Here is a 15,468-nt window from a genome sequence, read left to right as displayed (position 1 = left end):
GCGCTGCCAGGACGGGGCAAACCCGGGAGGTGCGCGCCGATGCAGGACACCAAAGGCAACGGAGCAGGCAACGGGGCGTCGGCGCCCCGGTCCTTCGCGCTGGTCGGGCCGCAGGGGAGCGGCAAGTCCACCCTGTTCGACGCGTTGCTGGCCGCCGCCACCAACGCGGCGCCCCGCCGCAACGCCGCGCGCGGGATCGGCACGGAGCTGCGGCTCGGCCACGCCACGATCACGGGCGACTCCTGGGCCGTCCTCGACTGCCCCGGCTCCGTGGAGTTCGCCTTCGACGCCGGCTGCGCGCTCGCCGTGGTGGACCTCGCCGTGGTGGTCTGCGAGGCCGCGCCCGAGCGCGCCGCCATCCTCGGCCCGTTGTTCCGCCGGCTGGAGGAGGCGGGCACGCCGGCGCTGGTCTTCGTCAACAAGCTCGACGCGCTGAACGGCGCGGTGCGCGACACCCTGGCCGCGCTGCAAGCGCAGACCAAGCGCAAGCTGGTGCTCCGGCAAGTGCCCATCCGCGAGGGCGACAAGGTCGTCGGCTACGTCGACGTGGTCAGCGGGCGCGCCTACCGCTACCGACGCGGCGCGCCCTCCGAGCGGATCGGCCTGCCGGACGAGATGCGCCTGCGCGAGGCCGAGGCACGCGGCGAGCTGCTGGAAGCGCTGGCCGACCACGACGACGGGCTGCTGGAGAAGGTGCTGGAGGACGCGCCGGTGGAGCCGGCCGAGATCTACCGCCCGCTCCACAGCGGCGAGGCCAGCGGCGCGGTCGTGAGCGTGCTGCTCGGCGCGGCGGAGCACAACAACGGCGTGCAGCGGCTGTGGAAGGCGCTCCGGCACGACGTGCCGACGGCCGCCGAGACCGCCGCGCGCCGCGGCGTGGCGCCCGAAGGGCCGCCGCTCGCGCAGGTGTTCCGCACGATGCACGCGGGCCACGCCGGGCGCCTTTCCTTCGCGCGGCTGTGGCGCGGCCCGCTGCGCGAGGGCGCGGCGCTGGACGGGCAGCGCACCGGCGGGCTGCACCGCTTCCCCAACGGCGAATCGCAGAAGGTGCAGCAGGCCGAGACGGGCGACCTCGTCGCCATCGCGCGGCTCGAAGGCGTCAAGACCGGCGCGACGCTCGGAGGGCCGCCGCTCCCTTTCCCCGAACCGCCGCCGCCCGTCCACGCGCTCTCCATCGCGCCGGAGGACCGCAAGGACGAGGTGCGGCTGTCGGCGGCGTTGCAGCGCTTGGTGGAGGAGGACCCGGCGCTGTCCGTCACCCAGGACGCCGAGAGCAGTTCGACCATCCTCGCGGGCCAGGGCGAGATCCACCTCCGCACCGCGCTGGACCGCTTGGCCGCGATGGCCGGGGTGAAGCTGCGCACCGCGCGCGCGCCGGTCGCCTACCGTGAAACCATCCGCCACGCCGTCACCCAGGCCGCGCGCTTGAAGCGGCAGACCGGCGGCCACGGCCAGTTCGCCGACGTGAAGATCCAGATCGCGCCGCGCCCGCGCGGCTCGGGCTTCCACTTCGACGAGAAGGTGGTCGGCGGCGCCGTGCCGAAGCGCTTCATCCCGGCGGTGGGCCAGGCGGCGGAGGAGGCGACGCGGAAGGGGCCGCTCGGCCACCCGGTGGTGGACGTCGCGGTGACGCTGCTCGACGGCGGCTTCCACTCCGTGGACAGCAGCGACATGGCCTTCGCCACCGCCACCCGCATGGCGATGCAGGAGGGGCTGGCGAAGGCCGATCCCGTGCTGCTGGAGCCGATGGAGGCGGTGACGGTCAGCGTGCCCGCGGACTTCACCCCCGCCGCCCAGCGCCTGTTGACGGGGCGGCGCGGGCAGATCCTAGGCTTCGCCGCGAAGCCGGATTGGGAGGGGTGGGACGAGGTGCAGGCGTTGGTGCCGGCGGCGGAGCTGGCCGACCTCATCATCGAGCTGCGGTCGCAGACGCAGGGGCTCGGCAGCTACACCCACCGCTTCGACCACCTCGCGGAGGCGCGCGGCGGCGGCGCCCGGTGAGGGCCGCGCTCAGTTGACCCAGGGGATCGTCGCCCGCCGCGCCTCCTCCGGCACCGGGGCCGGGCGGAGGCGGGCGTAGCGGGCGAGGATGCGGTCGTAGGCGCCGTCCGCGCGCACCTCCTCGAAGCCGCGACGCCAGCGGGCGATCTCCGCTTCCGGCAGGCCGCGGGAGGCGGCGAACCAGATCTCGCTGCGCCGGACCACCGCGCCGATGTTGAGCGCGGACACGTCGCCCCCGACCTCCCGGACGGCGTGCAGCACCATCAGCCGCGGCGCGAGCCAGGCGTCGATCAGCCGGTCGCGGAGCCGCTGCGCGTTGATCCACTCCTCCGGCGCGGGCTGGACGCGCGTGAAGCCCTGCTCGCGCAGGAGCTGCTCGGCGCCGGAGCGCAGCAGCACGCCGGTCGGACGGTTCCGCACGGATTCGAGCGAGGAGGCGTCCACGCCGGCGCCGCCCACCAGCACCAGGTCGTCCGTCACCACGTTGAACACCCAGGCGTAGCGGTCCTCCCGCTCCGGCGAGCGCGTCAGCGCCAGGATGCCGACGCCGGGCCGGGTCATCGCCAATTCCTGCGCCCGCGCCCAGGGCATGAACTCCACGCCCTGCGGGTGCCCGATGCGCCGCGCCACCTCCCGCACGACGTCGAAGACCAAGCCCTGCGCCTCCCCTTGTTCGGCGACCGTCGGCGGGGGGACGTGGAAGGCGTAGGGCGGCAACTCGCCGGTGACGAGGCGCAGCGTCTGTTGCGCGGCTGTCGGGAGCGCGGAAAGGAGCAGCAAGGCCGCGGCGGCGATGGCGGATCGCACGGCGTCATCCTCCAGTCAGAAGCTGCCGAACACGGTGTAGAGACCCAGCACCGTGACCAGCGCCACCAGCGGGATCACCACCGAGACCATGCCGATGTCGGCGTAGCTCTCGCGGTGGGTCAGGCCGCAGATGGCGAGCAGGGTGATCACCGCGCCGTTGTGCGGCAGGCTGTCGAAGCCGCCGGAGGCAAGCGCGGAGACGCGGTGCAGGATCTCCGGGTCGATGTTCGCGGCCTGCGCCATCTCGGCGTAGGTGGAGCCGAGGGTTTGCAGCGCGATGCTCATGCCGCCGGAGGCCGAGCCGGTGATGCCGGCCAGCACGTTCACCGCGACGGCCAGCGAAATCACCGGGTCGCCGCCGCCCGCGTTGAGCACCGCCTCCCTGATCACGAAGAAGGCGGGCAGGCCGGCGATGACGGCGCCGTAGCCGACCTCGGACGCGGTGTTGAAGATGGGGAGCAGCGAGCCCATCGTGCCGTCGTTCACCGACTTCTTCACGTCGCCGATGGCCCGCCACGACGTGGCGAGGATGAACAGGATGGCCACGACCAGGGCCACGATGATGGACCAGATGCCGCGCACCGCGCCGATGTTGGTGGAGCCGTAGCGCGGCTCGCCGAGGTAGCCGGTGTCCATCGCCGGGATCGCCAGGTTCAGGAAGGCCCAGTTCACGGCGATGACGAGCAGCACGGGCGCGAAGGCCAGCGCGACGCCGGGCTCGGGGCGCGGTTGCGCATCGGCCGGCACGCCGCTCCGCTGCTCGGCGCCCGCGGGCGGCGGGGCTTCGCGCGGGACGTCGCCGACCTGCGCCGCGCCGACCGTGCTCGGGCGCATCCCGCCCTGCGGGTACGGCGGCGCGGCGGCCAGGCCGGAGTAGCCCTCCCCCGCCGTGCGCGCCGAGCGCGAGCGCCAGTTCAGCCAGAGCGTGCCCCCCCCGAACATGATCAGGGCCGCGACGAGGCCGAGGCCCGGCGCGGCGAAGGCGTCGGTGCCGAAGAACGGCGAGGGGATCGCGTTCTGGATCGCCGGCGTGCCGGGCAGCGCCGTCATGGTGAAGGTGAAGCTGCCGAGCGCGATCGCGCCCGGGATCAGCCGCTTGGGCGTGCCGCTCTCGCGGAACAGCGCCACCGCGACCGGGAACACCGCGAAGGCCACGACGAAGAGGCTGACGCCGCCGTAGGTCAGCACGGCGCAGGCGAGCACAACGGCGAGGATGGAGCGGTCCGCGCCGACGCGCTCCACGATCCAGTGCGAGATGGCGCGGGCCGAACCGCTGTCGTCCATCAGCTTGCCGAAGATGGCGCCCAGCAGGAACAGCGGGAAGAATTGCACCATGTAGCGGCCCAGCGCCGCCATGAAGACCTGCGTGTAGGTGCCGAGGATCGGCAGGTCGCCCTGCGCCAGCACCGCGAGCAGCGCCAGGATCGGCGCGAGCACCAGCACGTTGATGCCCCGGTAGGCCAGGTACATCAGCAGCACCAGCGACAGGATGATGCCGGCGAGGCCGATCATTTGTTGGCTCCTTCGTCCGCGGCGCGCGCCAGGGCGTGCAGGTGGTCCTCGGCCTCCGCGCGGCCTTCGTAGATGTGCGGCGCCACGTCGCGCCGGCGCAGCGCGTCGCCGAACTTCATGTGCAGGAAGGCGCTGGTCGTGTAGCGGGTGACGCCGGCGTAGAACCGCCGCACCAGGCCGCCGACCATGTCGGTGTAGGCGTCCAGCAGCTCGGGCGCGATGGTGAAGTGGTCGTAGTTGACGATGGCCGGCACCTTGCGGTTCAGCGGCGCCAGGCGCTCCTCCACCGCGCGGCGGACGCGCTCTATGTCCTCCAGCCGCCGGATGCCGAGGCCCTCGAAGTTGATGAAGAACACGCCCTCGGTCGGGTCGTAGGTCAGGCGCGATTCCAGCGGCAGGCTCAGCCATTCCTCGCGGTAGCCCATCGGGCCTTCGGTGAAGATGCGGGGGTCCATCGGCGCCGGGTCCTTCGGGACCAGCGGTTTGAACGCCATCTCGGCCAAGATGTCGCGCTCCACGTCCAGGCCGGGGGCGATCTCGGCCAATTCCAGCCCGTCCGGCGTGAGGCGGAAGACGCAGCGGTCGGTGACGTAGAGGACGGGCTGGCCGCGCTTGGCCGCCAGGCCGCCGCTGAAGGTGCGGTGCTCGACGCGGTCCACGAATTTCGGATCGCCGCGCGCGGCGAAGGTGCCGAGGAAGACCACCTTTTTGGCGTTCTGGCTGATGTTGATGAAGCCGCCGGCGCCCGCCAGCCGCGGGCCGAACTTGCTGACGTTGACGTTGCCCTCGCGGTCCGTCTGCGCCATGCCGAGGAAGGCCGCGTCGAGGCCGCCGCCGTCGTAGAAGTCGAACTGCGCGGGCTGGTCCACCAGCGCCTGGATGTTGCTCGCCGCGCCGAAGTCGAGGCCGCCGGCCGGTAGGCCGCCGATGGTGCCGGGCTCGGTGGTCAGCGTCAGGTACTCCAGCATCCGCTCCTCGTTGGCGACGCTGGCGACGCCCTCCGGCATGCCGATGCCGAGGTTGACGACGCTGTTGGGCCTGAGCTCGAAGGCGGCGCGGCGGGCGATGACCTTGCGCGCACCCATCGGCATGGGCGGCAGGGAGCGCATGGGCACGCGCACCTCGCCGCTGAAGGCCGGGTTGTAAGGGGTGGCGAAGGTCTGCCAGTGGCTTTCCGGCGGCGCGACCACGACGCAGTCCACCAGGGCGCCGGGGATGCGCACCAGCCGGGCGTTGAGGCTGCCCGCCTCCGCCAGCCGCTCCACCTGCACGATGACAACGCCGCCGGAGTTGCGCGCGGCCGTGGCGATGGCCAGCGCCTCAAGCACCAGCGCCTCGCGCTCCATGGTGATGTTGCCGTCGGGGTCGGCGGTGGTGCCGCGCAGGATCGCCACGTCGATCGGCAGTGCGTGATAGAAGAGGTACTCCTCGCCGCGCAGGGTGATCGGCTCGACGAGGTCTTCGGTGGTGCGGGCGTTGATCTTGCCGCCGCCGTGGCGCGGGTCGACGAAGGTGTCGAGGCCGACGCGCGTCACCGTGCCGGGCTTGCCGGCGGCGATGTCGCGGAAGAGGTGCGAGATTACCCCTTGGGGCAGGTTGTACGCCTCGATCTTGTTGTCGAGCGCGAGGCGCTGGAGCTTCGGGCAGAGGCCCCAATGGCCGCCGATGACGCGCCTCACCAAGCCCTCGTGGCCGAGGTGGTTGAGGCCGCGCTCCTTCCCGTCGCCCTGGCCGGCGGCGTAGACCAGCGTCAGGTCGCGCGGTCGGCCACCTTCCAGGAACCGGCGTTCCAACTGCTCCGCGATGGCTTCGGCGAAGCCGATGCCGACGAAGCCGCCGGTGGCGACGGTGGCGCCGTCGCGGACGAGCCGGACCGCTTCGGCGGCGGTGACGATCTTGTCCCGCCGGGTGATCCGGCCTCCGCCGAGCAGGGGATGCCCGCTTTGTCCCGCCACGGCCTCGTCTCCTCCTCAGGATTTTTTCGGCGCCGCCCCTCGTACCGCGCTTGAACCGCAAGGTCACGACCCGTTTCCCGCCCGCACGAACGCCGCTCGCAGGGGCGCCACCCGGAGCGTCCGGCGGCGTTGTCGCCCGCGACGGGACCGACTCCCGGATGGAGGGATTGACCATGCGCCGCCGCACGCTGCTCGGCTTTGCCGGTGCTTCGCCTTTCGCGCCGTTGTTCGCCGCCGCGCCCGCGCGGGCGCAGCAAGCGGCGGCCGATTGGCCTACCCAGCCGCTCCGCATCGTGGTGCCCTACGCACCTGGCGGGCCGACCGACATCCCCGCTCGCCTGCTGGCGGAGGAGCTGGCCAAGTCCCTCCCGCAACGGCCGGTGGTGGAGAACCGCACCGGCGCCGGCGTGGTGGTGGGCACAGACGTGGTGGCCAAGGCGCGGGACAACCACACCGTCCTCTACACCACCATCTCCCACGCGGTGCTGCGGCCCATGTTCCCGCGGCTGCCCTTCGACCCGGTGGCGGACTTCGCGCCGGTGGCGCTGGTGGGCGTCATCCCGATGGTCCTGATGGCCAACAAGGACCTGCCGGTGAACAACCTGCAGGACCTGATCAAGCTCTACCGCGACAACCCCGGCAAATACGATTACGGCAGCGCCGGCAACGGCTCGGCCCTGCAACTCGCGGCGGAGCTGTTCCTGCGCCAGGCCGGGGGGCTGAAGGTGACGCACGTGGCGTACCGGGGATCGGCCGCCGCCATGCCGGACCTGCTGAACGGCACCGTGTCGATGATGCTGGACGTGGCGAACAACACCCTGCCCTACGTCGGGCGCGGCGAGGTGAAGGGCCTCGCGGTCAGCTCCGAGCGTCGCCTGCCACAACTGCCGGACGTGCCGACCTTCAAGGAGCAAGGGCTGCCGGACTACGAGGCCTACACCTGGCACATGGTGCTCGCGCCGAAGGGGACGCCCGACGGGGTGGTGCAGCGGCTCAACGCCGCCATCAACAAGGTGACGTCCGACCAGGCGGTGCAGAAGCGGCTGGAGGACCTGACGATGCAGGTCCGCACCGATAGCACGCCCGAGAGCGCGGCGCGGTGGCTCCAGGCCGAGATGGCGAAGTGGGAGCCGGTCGTCCGCGAAGCCGGCATCAAGGCCGACTGACGACGCGCCGCGCCTGCGCCCCGGCCGGCTCCGCCCTCATTCGAGAGTGAAGCCGGCCTTGAGCGTCACCTGGTAGTGGTCGACCTTGCCGTCGCCGCCGACCGCGCCCCGGACCTGCGCCACCTCGAACCAGCGCAGGTTCCGCAGCGTGGCGCTGGCACGGGTGATCGCCGTTTGGATCGCGTCGTCCACGCCCGTCTTGGACGTGCCGACCAGTTCGACGACCTTGTAGACGTGCTCCGTCATCTCCGCCTCCTCGCGCAGCGCTACTTCTCCAGCACGTAGGTCCCCGGCGCGTCCGCGACGGGCGGGTGCGCGGCGTTGCCCATGGGCGGCGGCTTGCCCTTCTTGCCGGAGCGCTCGGCGAGCCAGGACGTCCAGTCCGTCCACCAACTGCCGTCGTGGCGCGTCGCGCCCTTGCGCCATTCCTCCGGCGTGGGCGGCGGCGGGTCCGCCTCGTTGGTCCAGAACTGGCCCTTGCCGCCCGGCGGGTTGATGATGCCGGCGATGTGGCCCGAGGAGGCGAGGATGTAGCGCACCTTGCCGCCGAAGAGCTGCGTGATCCGCCACGCGGCGTCCCAAGGGACGATGTGGTCCTTCTCCGCGCCGACGGCGTAGGTGTCGAGCTTGATGCGGCCGAGGTCGATCCCCTCGCCCTTCAGCTCGATCTTGCCCGGCACGATCAGGTTGTTTTCCTTGTAGGTGTTCTTCAGGTACCAGCCGTGCGCCGTGCGGGCCATGCGCGTGCCGTCGCTGTTCCAATAGAGCAGGTCGAAGGCCGGCGGCTTCTCGCCCATCAGGTAGTTGTTCACCACGTTCGCCCAGATCAGGTCGTTCGAGCGCAGCAGGTTGAACATGTTGGACATCTCGCGGCTGTCGAGGTAGCCGCGCTCCATCATCTGCTGCTCGACCATATCGATGGCGGGCTCGTCCATGAAGATGGCGGTGTCGCCGACGCGCGTGAAGTCCTGCAAGGAGACCATGAAGGTCGCGGCGTTGAACCGCTTGTCGCCCTTCGCGGCGAGCCAGGCGAGGGTCATGGCGAGCAGCGTGCCGCCGATGCAGTAGCCCATCACGTTGACGGAGGGCGCGCCGGTGATGTCGCGCACCACGTCGCTCGCCTCCAGCGGGCCGAGTTCCATGTAGTCCTCGAAGGTGGTGTTCTCCATCGAGGCGTCGGGGTTCTTCCAGGACGCCATGAACACGGTGAAGCCCTGCGACACCAGATGGCGCACCATGCTGTTCTTGGGCTGCATGTCGAGGATGTAGAACTTGTTGATCCAGGGCGGGAAGATGAGCAGCGGCGTGCGGTGCGCCTCCGGGGTCGTCGGCTCGTACTGGATCAGCTCGATCAAACGGTTGCGGTGGACCACCTTGCCCGGCGAAAGGGCGAGGTTGCGGCCGGGCGCGAAGGCCTTCTCGTCCACCATGCTGAGGTGGCCGGCCTGGAGGTCGGCCATGAGGTTGCGCGCGCCGTCGGCGATGCTGGCGCCGCCCGTCTCGATCGCCCGGCGCAGCGCCGCCGGGTTGGAGGCGAGCAGCAGGGTCGGGCTCATGGCGTCCACGAACTGGCGTAGGTGGAATTCGAGCCGCCGGCGCTCCGCCTCGTCCATGCCTTCCGCCTGCTCCTTGGCGTGGCGCAGCAGCCAGTCGGAGGCGAGCAGGTAGGCGTCCTTCAGGACGCGGAAGGCCGGGTTGGTGCGCCATTCCGGCGCGGCGAAGCGCTTGTCCGCCGCCGGGGCGCCGCCGCCGGCCGCGGCCGCAGCGCCTTCCAGCCAGCGCCGGCCGGCCTCGTTCCAGGCCTCGACGGCCGAGCGCCACAGGTCCGCGTTCAGTTCAACCGCCGCCGCCATGGCCGCGCCGGGCCGGCTCATGGAGCGTAGCCAGACGGTGCGGAGCGCCCTGGCGACTTCCGCCCAGTCTACCGGCACGATCTCGCGCATCGGGTTGGCGTTCCACATGCGGTCGACCGTCCGTAGGAACGGGTCCTTGGCCAGCGCGTCGCCGAGTTGCATCGCTCCGCCGGCGGGGAAGCCGTCGCCCGCCACTTCCCACCACGGCTTGGCCGCGTCGGTCCAGCTTTGGGCGGCGGGGCCGGACATCGCCTCCATCCAGGAGGTCCAAACGCCGAGCATCGCGTCCGGTCCCGGCACGCTGCCGCCGCCGGCGCTCCGTTGCCCGTTGCCGTTTCCGGTGTTCTGGCTCGACATGGCGTTCCCCTCCGTCGGCGTTTCGTTTCGCGCCGTTCGCGTGCGCACGGCGCCGCGTCGCGCCGGCCCGGTGCCGCCGCGCAATGGCGCCGAAGTACACCCAACGCTTCGGGGGCGGGCCGGTTGTGGCCGTCGCGGCGCAACGGTTGTCGTCGCAGCTTGTGGCCGGGGCGGCGTGCCGGCAAGCTCCGCGCATGGAGCGGATGTCGGAGGGCGTCGCCGGATTGCGGCGTCTCATCGAAACGTCGCGGCGCGCGGTGGTGTTCACCGGCGCGGGGATCAGTACGGAGTCCGGCATCCCCGATTTCCGCAGCCCGACCGGCATCTGGGCGCGGTCGAAGCCCATCCTGTTCCAAGACTTCGTCGCCTCGGCCGAGGCGCGGCGGGAAGCCTGGCGCCGCAAGTTCGACAGCGAACCGACCATGCGCACCGCCGCGCCGAACCGCGGTCACCGGGCGGTGGCGCGCTTGGTGCGCGACTGCGGGGCCTCGTCCGTCGTGACCCAGAACATCGACGGCCTGCACCAAGCCTCCGGCGTGCCGGACGACCGGGTGGTCGAGCTGCACGGCAACGCCACCTACGCGCGCTGCCTCGGCTGCGGCAGGCGCCACGAGATCGACGCGCTACGAGAAGCGTTCGAGCGCGACGGGGACGTTCCGGATTGCGTCGCGTGCGGCGGGCTGGTCAAGACGGCGACGGTCTCCTTCGGCCAGTCGATGCCGGAGGAAGCGATGCGGCGGGCCGAGGCGGAGACGCTGGCCGCCGACTTGTTCTTGGTGCTGGGCTCCTCGCTCGCGGTCCAGCCCGCCGCCGGCTTCCCGGTGCTCGCCAAGCGCAACGGCGCGCGCTTGGCCATCGTGAACAACGAGGCGACGCCGCTCGACCGGATCGCCGACCTCGTGGTCCGCCGCGGAATCGGCGAGACGATGGGCAAGGCGGTCGGCGTCGATTGAGGCGCCGCCGTCAGCCCGGCGTCACCACCAGCGCGGCCGGGTTGATCGTGACGGTGCCGGCGGCCGTGACCTGCGCCGGCTGGGACAGCGCGGACCAGGTGAGCGGGTTGCCGCCGGTGGCGGCATCGAACAGCCCGGTGTGCGTCAGGGCGCCGGCGGCGGCGGCGAAGGTGAAGCGGACCGCGTCCGTGTTCTGCTGCGGGCCGGTGCCGCCGAAGGTCACGCGCTGGCGGGCGTAGCCGTTGCCGGCGGGCTCGCCGGTGAGGCCGGTGGCGTCGCTGCCGCCGGTGCCCAGGGCCAGGAAGACCTGGGTGGGCAGGGCGGGCGCGCGGGCGCAGAGGGCGCGGCCGAGCAGGTTCTTCGCGTAGTCGGTCAGGTCGGGCATCGGTTCTCTCCGTTGGGAAGGGGGCGCGGTCAGCCGACGGCTTCGACCGAGAGGATGCGGGCCACCCAGTTGATGGTGGCGCCGGCGGCGCCGACCACCGTCACGGCGATCCCGCCATTGGCCGTGTCGGCGTTGAGCGTGACGCTCCAGCCGGTGGTGGACCCGGCGCCGAGCGCGGCGGCCTGCGCCGTGCCGGCCACGGGGCTGGCGGTGACGTTGGTGGCGGTGGCGGAGGCGTCCCGCCGCGCCAGGGCGACGAAGTCCCACATCGCCTTGGCGTTGCCGCCGCCGACCTCCTTCGCCACCACCATGATCCGGCAGGCGTAGGCGGAGTTGTTCGGCAGGTTCGCGGTGTTGGCGGCGTTCGGCGCGCCGCCGTCGGCGGTGAGCCGCGTCGGCGTCCCGTCCGTGGTCTGCCGGCGCAGCACCTGCTCGCCCGCCTGGGCGTCGCCGGCTGCGGCGAACTGCCCCGAGGCCCACGCGCCCTTGCCGGACTGGCCGCGGACGTTGGCGAAGGAGCCGCCGGGCACCCAACTGTCCGTGCCGCCGGCTTGGTTCCCGCGGCCGCCCGCGACGGCGGCGCCGAGGCCGGCGGCGGTGTTGGTGTCCCCGCCGCCGATGGTGGACGACGTGCCGGAAGCGGTGTTGTTGCTGCCCCCGCCGACGGAGGACCGCGGCCCCGAGGCCACCTGCGCGGCGCCAGAGCGCGCCGTCTGCCAGTCGGCCGCGTTGGCGCCGCGGGCGTTGCCGCCGGTGGCGGAGCCGTCGGGCACTTGCGCGGAAAGCGCGCCGGTCCCGCGCGGGCTGAGCGCCAGCCCGATGTTCGCGTCCGCGCCTTGCGCCTGCACCGAAACCGGCGCGCCCGCGGCCGCGCCGCTCACGAGCACGCGGTTCGCCACCGAGGCCGGCGCCGCGACCTCGAAGGCATGGGCGCCGGCGGCGCCGCCCATGGTGACGCCGCCGCCGGCGCTGGCGCGCAGCACCTCCGCCCCGCCGACCGAAGCGGCGAGGCTGGTGGCGCTCGGCGCGAAGAAGCCGGCGTCGGCGGAACCGACCGCGAGGCCGGGGCGCGCGGCGCGCCCGGCGGGCGCCTGCTTCGACAGGACGCCGTTGGTGCCGGTGTTCACCAGCGGCCCCGGCGTCGGCGGGCCTTCCAGCAGCGGCGGGGAACCGAGGTGGACCGCGTTCGGCGCCGCCGCGCCGCTGTCGGCCAAGTGGATGGCGGCGGCGTTGTTGGCGCGGGTGTTGAACTTCACGCAGCGCAACGAGAAGAGGTCGAGCCGGTTGTTGCTGCCTTCCAGCCGGACCGGGTTGTCCTCCACCGTGTCCACGCGGAGGTTGCCGATCTGCACCCGCGCGCCGGTGCCGGCCAGCAGCACGCCGCAGGAGCCGGCGACGGGGGTGCCGCCGCTGCCGAACAGCTCGCCCTGGGTGGTGAGGCCGGCGATCTGCCCGGTGGTGTTCGCGCCTTCGACCAGCACCGCGTACTTGGCGAAGTCCACGTAGGCTTGGCCGATGTAGAACTTGGTGGTGACGCCGGCGGCCGAGGAGGCGAAGCGGAAGGCGCTGCGGTAGCCGAGCGCGAAGAACTGGTCGATGAAGGCGCCGTCGCTGCGGCGGAACACCATGGCGTCGCCGTTGTTCTGCTGCCAGCGCACAACGTCGTTGCCGCCGTTCCAGTACGGCCAGAGGTGGACGTTGTGGATGCGCGGCACGTCGTAGCACTCGTCGATCTCGACGGCGCAGGAGAAGGCCTGGGCGCGCAGGCGGCGGATGTCGAGCCGGCCGGAGTTCCGGCAGTGGATGCCCTTGTTCACGCCGCACAGGAACAGGTTGTCGAAGTCCACGCCGCCGAAGCAGTCCTCCACCCGCACCACGAAGTCGTAGGGGGTGGGCGCCCAGGAGGCGTTCAGCGCGGCCGTGTGGGCCTGCTGCACGGCGATGTCGCGCACCGCGGAGCCGCGGGCGAGCAGGCCGCGGAAGGTGATGGGCGTGAAGCCGGTCGTGTCGACCAGCAGCCAAGTGCCCTGGGCGGGCGGCGGGCCTTCGGTGAAGCCGGCGCCCTGGAACCGGACGGTGGCGCCCTCCACCACGATCGGCGAGGCGATGCGGTAGGTGCGCGGGCCGAATTCCAGCGTGCCGCCGCCGCGGCCCGCCAAGGCGTTGACCGCCGCTTGGATGGCGGGCGCGTCGTCCGTTTGGCCATCGCCCTTCGCGCCGTGGTCGCGCACGTGCGCGGCGCGGTCGGCGAGCACGGCGCCGCGGAGCTGCGCGACGGAGGCGCGGCGGGTCTCGTTCAGGCCGTCGCTGGATTGGACGAGCGGCGCGAGGTCCGTGTCGGCGGGGAAGGCGGCGGCGGGTAGTTCGCTGATCCTGGCGTCGGGCATGGGGGCTCCGTTCGGGAATCGGGACGCGCCGGCGGCCCCTGGGGGCCCCGGTTCGAGTCGGTTCTGGCTGTGGGGGGAGAGGTGCGGCGGCTACTGGACCAAACGGTCGCCGGCTTCGGTCAGCAGCCGCGTGTCGTCTTCGAGCAGCAGCAGCTTGAGGTCGGGGCCGACGCTGAAGGCGCGGGACTCGGCGGACACGGAGGGGTCCTGCACGGCCTCGGCGTGGACGCGGTAGCCGGTGCCGATGGGCGGCGCCGGGAAGCTGGTGACGGCGCGCCCGTTCGTGACGTTGACGGTCTTCGCGGGCGGCAGGGGCGCGCCGGCGCTGTCGCGCACGGTGAACACCACTTGGCTGACCGGGCCGGTGACGGTTGCGCTGACCGCGAAGGCGCTGCCGGCGACCATGCTGGCGGCGATCGGGCCGAGCACCAGCGTCCGCACAACGGCCTGCGCCGTTTGCGAGAAGGAGAAGCGTTGCGCGGCGCTCCGCGCCAGGCTGAGGGCGCCCACCGCGCCGTCGAGCGTGACGCCGGTGCCGAGCGCCGTGCCCGCCCGCACCGGCAGGAGCGCCATGGCGTCGGCGGCCTGGAGGATGACGAGGTCGCCGGGGAACATGCGCGCCGCCACCGGGGCGAAGTAGCCGGCCGCGGCGACGGCGGCGCGCGTGTCCGCGGTGCGGTAGTGCCAGAGGGTGAAGCCGTCGCCCTGGAACAGGGCGCCTAGGTCGTCGGGGCTGAAGGGCACGGGGTCCTCCGTACTGGCGGCCGGGCGCGCGCACGGGCGCGCCCGGGGCGGGGCGGCTCCGGGCGGGCGCGGCGGGGACGGCTCTGGATTGTGCGGGAAGGCTCCGGGCGCAGCTCGCCCGTTGGCGGAAACGGGTTTAGCCCAACAGAACCACAAGTGTCAAGGAATTTAAGCCTAGTTGAACTCAGCGCTTCGTGCGGGCTGGCAGGTCCGGGCTTTCCTGCTACGCGGGTGCGGCATGAAACGCGCCCTGCTCCTCCTCGCCGCCGCGCTGCTGCTCCTGCCCACGCCGCGCCCGGTCGCTGCGCAGCAACAGCCGGTGCTCAACGTCTACAACTGGACGGACTACATCGACCCCGCCGCCATCCAGCGCTTCGAGCGCGAGACCGGCGTGCGCGTGCGCTACGACGTGTACGACAGCCTGGAAACGCTCGAGGGCAAGCTCTCCGCCGGGCGCTCGGGCTACGACGTCATCGTCCCTTCCAGCGAGCCGACCTTCGCGCGGCTGGCGCGGGCCGGGGCGCTCAGGCCGCTGGACCGCGACCGCATCCCGAACTGGCGCAACCTCGACCCGGCGCTGATGGCGCGCGTGGCGGAGCGCGCCGACCTGGGCAACAAGCACGGCGTCATCTACCTCTGGGGCACGGTCGGCGTCGGGTACCGGCCCGACCGCGTGAAGGAGTTGGCGCCGGACGCGGCGGGGGACGGGCTCGGCATGGTGCTGAAGCCGGAGAACGCCGCGCGCCTCGCGCGCTGCGGCCTCGCGGTGATGGACAGCGCGACGGACGTGCTGCCCTCCGTGTTGAAGTGGCTCGGCCGGAACCCGGACAGCGGCGACGCCGGGGACCTGCGCGCGGCGGAGCAGGCGCTGATGGCGATCCGGCCGCACCTGCGCGCCATCCCCGGCTCCGGCGCGCTGGTGGACATGCTGGCCACCGGCGAGATCTGCGCCGCGCTGACCTACAGCGGCGACGCCATCCAGGCCGCGGCGCGGGCGCGCGAGGCGGGGCGGGGCGTGGAGGTCGCCTATTCGGCGCCGCGCGGAGGGGCGCACCTCTGGTTCGACATGCTCGCCATCCCCGCCGACGCGCCCAACCCGGAGGCGGCGCACGCCTTCATCGACTTCCTGCTCCGGCCCGAGGTGATGGCCGGGATCAGCGACAAGGTGCGCTACCCCAACGCCGTGCCCGCGTCCCGCCCGTTGATGGCGGAGGCCATCCGGAACGACCCCACCATCCACCCGCCGGCGGAAGCGTTGGCGGACGCCTTCCTGCCGAGCACCCCGCCGCCCGCCGTGGAGCGCGCCCGCGCCCGGCTGTGGTCGCGCTTCAAGGCGGGGCGCTGACGG

The 15,468-nt window shown here is 72.7% G+C and carries 12 protein-coding genes; 4 read left to right on the top strand and 8 right to left on the bottom strand.

Annotated features, from left to right (window positions below; all coding sequences use genetic code 11):
* Nucleotides 1-39: 39 nt before the first annotated feature.
* A complete protein-coding gene (locus ABD067_RS01930; RefSeq protein ID WP_343893454.1) occupies nt 40-2,001 on the top strand; it encodes an elongation factor G in 1,962 nt (653 codons plus the stop codon).
* 9 nt (nt 2,002-2,010) lie between these two features.
* Here the strand turns inward: ABD067_RS01930 and ABD067_RS01925 are convergent, their stop codons facing one another.
* The 3 genes from ABD067_RS01925 to ABD067_RS01915 are packed head-to-tail and all read right to left on the bottom strand — an operon-like array spanning nt 2,011 to nt 6,275.
* On the bottom strand, nt 2,011-2,808 hold the full coding sequence (locus ABD067_RS01925; protein WP_343893453.1) for a substrate-binding periplasmic protein: 798 nt from the start codon (nt 2,806-2,808) through the stop codon (nt 2,011-2,013).
* A gap of 15 nt (nt 2,809-2,823) precedes the next feature.
* Nucleotides 2,824-4,320, bottom strand: a complete 1,497-nt coding sequence (locus ABD067_RS01920; protein ID WP_343893452.1) for a GntP family permease — start codon at nt 4,318-4,320, stop codon at nt 2,824-2,826.
* The gene (locus ABD067_RS01915) at nt 4,317-6,275 is read right to left on the bottom strand and encodes an acyl CoA:acetate/3-ketoacid CoA transferase (protein ID WP_343893451.1); all 1,959 of its coding nucleotides are present in this window, start codon (nt 6,273-6,275) and stop codon (nt 4,317-4,319) included. Before ABD067_RS01915 ends, ABD067_RS01920 begins: the two co-directional genes overlap by 4 nt.
* Nucleotides 6,276-6,448: 173 nt before the next feature.
* On the opposite strand from ABD067_RS01915, the gene ABD067_RS01910 reads away from it, so the two are divergent.
* A complete protein-coding gene (locus ABD067_RS01910) occupies nt 6,449-7,441 on the top strand; it encodes a Bug family tripartite tricarboxylate transporter substrate binding protein (protein ID WP_343893450.1) in 993 nt (330 codons plus the stop codon).
* A gap of 36 nt (nt 7,442-7,477) precedes the next feature.
* Here the strand turns inward: ABD067_RS01910 and ABD067_RS01905 are convergent, their stop codons facing one another.
* Nucleotides 7,478-7,687 (bottom strand): dodecin, encoded by a 210-nt coding sequence (locus ABD067_RS01905; RefSeq protein WP_343893448.1) that lies wholly within the window; start codon nt 7,685-7,687, stop codon nt 7,478-7,480.
* Between the two features lie 20 nt (nt 7,688-7,707).
* Nucleotides 7,708-9,651: a PHA/PHB synthase family protein gene (locus tag ABD067_RS01900; protein WP_343893447.1), complete on the bottom strand. Its 1,944-nt coding sequence runs from the start codon at nt 9,649-9,651 to the stop codon at nt 7,708-7,710.
* 194 nt (nt 9,652-9,845) lie between these two features.
* Between ABD067_RS01900 and ABD067_RS01895 the strand changes: the two genes are divergently transcribed.
* Nucleotides 9,846-10,604 carry an SIR2 family NAD-dependent protein deacylase gene (locus tag ABD067_RS01895; RefSeq protein WP_343893445.1) on the top strand — a complete coding sequence of 253 codons (759 nt, stop codon included), beginning with the start codon at nt 9,846-9,848 and terminating at the stop codon, nt 10,602-10,604.
* A gap of 10 nt (nt 10,605-10,614) precedes the next feature.
* Here ABD067_RS01895 and ABD067_RS01890 read toward each other — a convergent pair whose 3' ends face one another.
* The 3 genes from ABD067_RS01890 to ABD067_RS01880 form a co-directional block, all read right to left on the bottom strand.
* Nucleotides 10,615-10,989: a phage tail fiber protein gene (locus tag ABD067_RS01890; RefSeq protein WP_343893443.1), complete on the bottom strand. Its 375-nt coding sequence runs from the start codon at nt 10,987-10,989 to the stop codon at nt 10,615-10,617.
* A gap of 29 nt (nt 10,990-11,018) precedes the next feature.
* Nucleotides 11,019-13,376 carry a glycosyl hydrolase family 28-related protein gene (locus ABD067_RS01885; protein ID WP_343893442.1) on the bottom strand — a complete coding sequence of 786 codons (2,358 nt, stop codon included), beginning with the start codon at nt 13,374-13,376 and terminating at the stop codon, nt 11,019-11,021.
* Nucleotides 13,377-13,466: 90 nt separating this feature from the next.
* Complete coding sequence (locus ABD067_RS01880; RefSeq protein ID WP_343893441.1) at nt 13,467-14,120, bottom strand: hypothetical protein; 654 nt, start codon at nt 14,118-14,120, stop codon at nt 13,467-13,469.
* A gap of 238 nt (nt 14,121-14,358) precedes the next feature.
* Between ABD067_RS01880 and ABD067_RS01875 the strand changes: the two genes are divergently transcribed.
* Complete coding sequence (locus ABD067_RS01875) at nt 14,359-15,465, top strand: extracellular solute-binding protein (RefSeq protein ID WP_343893440.1); 1,107 nt, start codon at nt 14,359-14,361, stop codon at nt 15,463-15,465.
* The last annotated feature ends 3 nt before the right edge of the window (nt 15,466-15,468 follow it).

This window comes from Craurococcus roseus (genome assembly GCF_039523795.1).
In the GTDB taxonomy this organism is placed as follows: domain Bacteria; phylum Pseudomonadota; class Alphaproteobacteria; order Acetobacterales; family Acetobacteraceae; genus Craurococcus; species Craurococcus roseus.
Note: the sequence above shows the minus strand (reverse complement) of the source record. Positions and strands in the feature narration are given on the sequence as shown.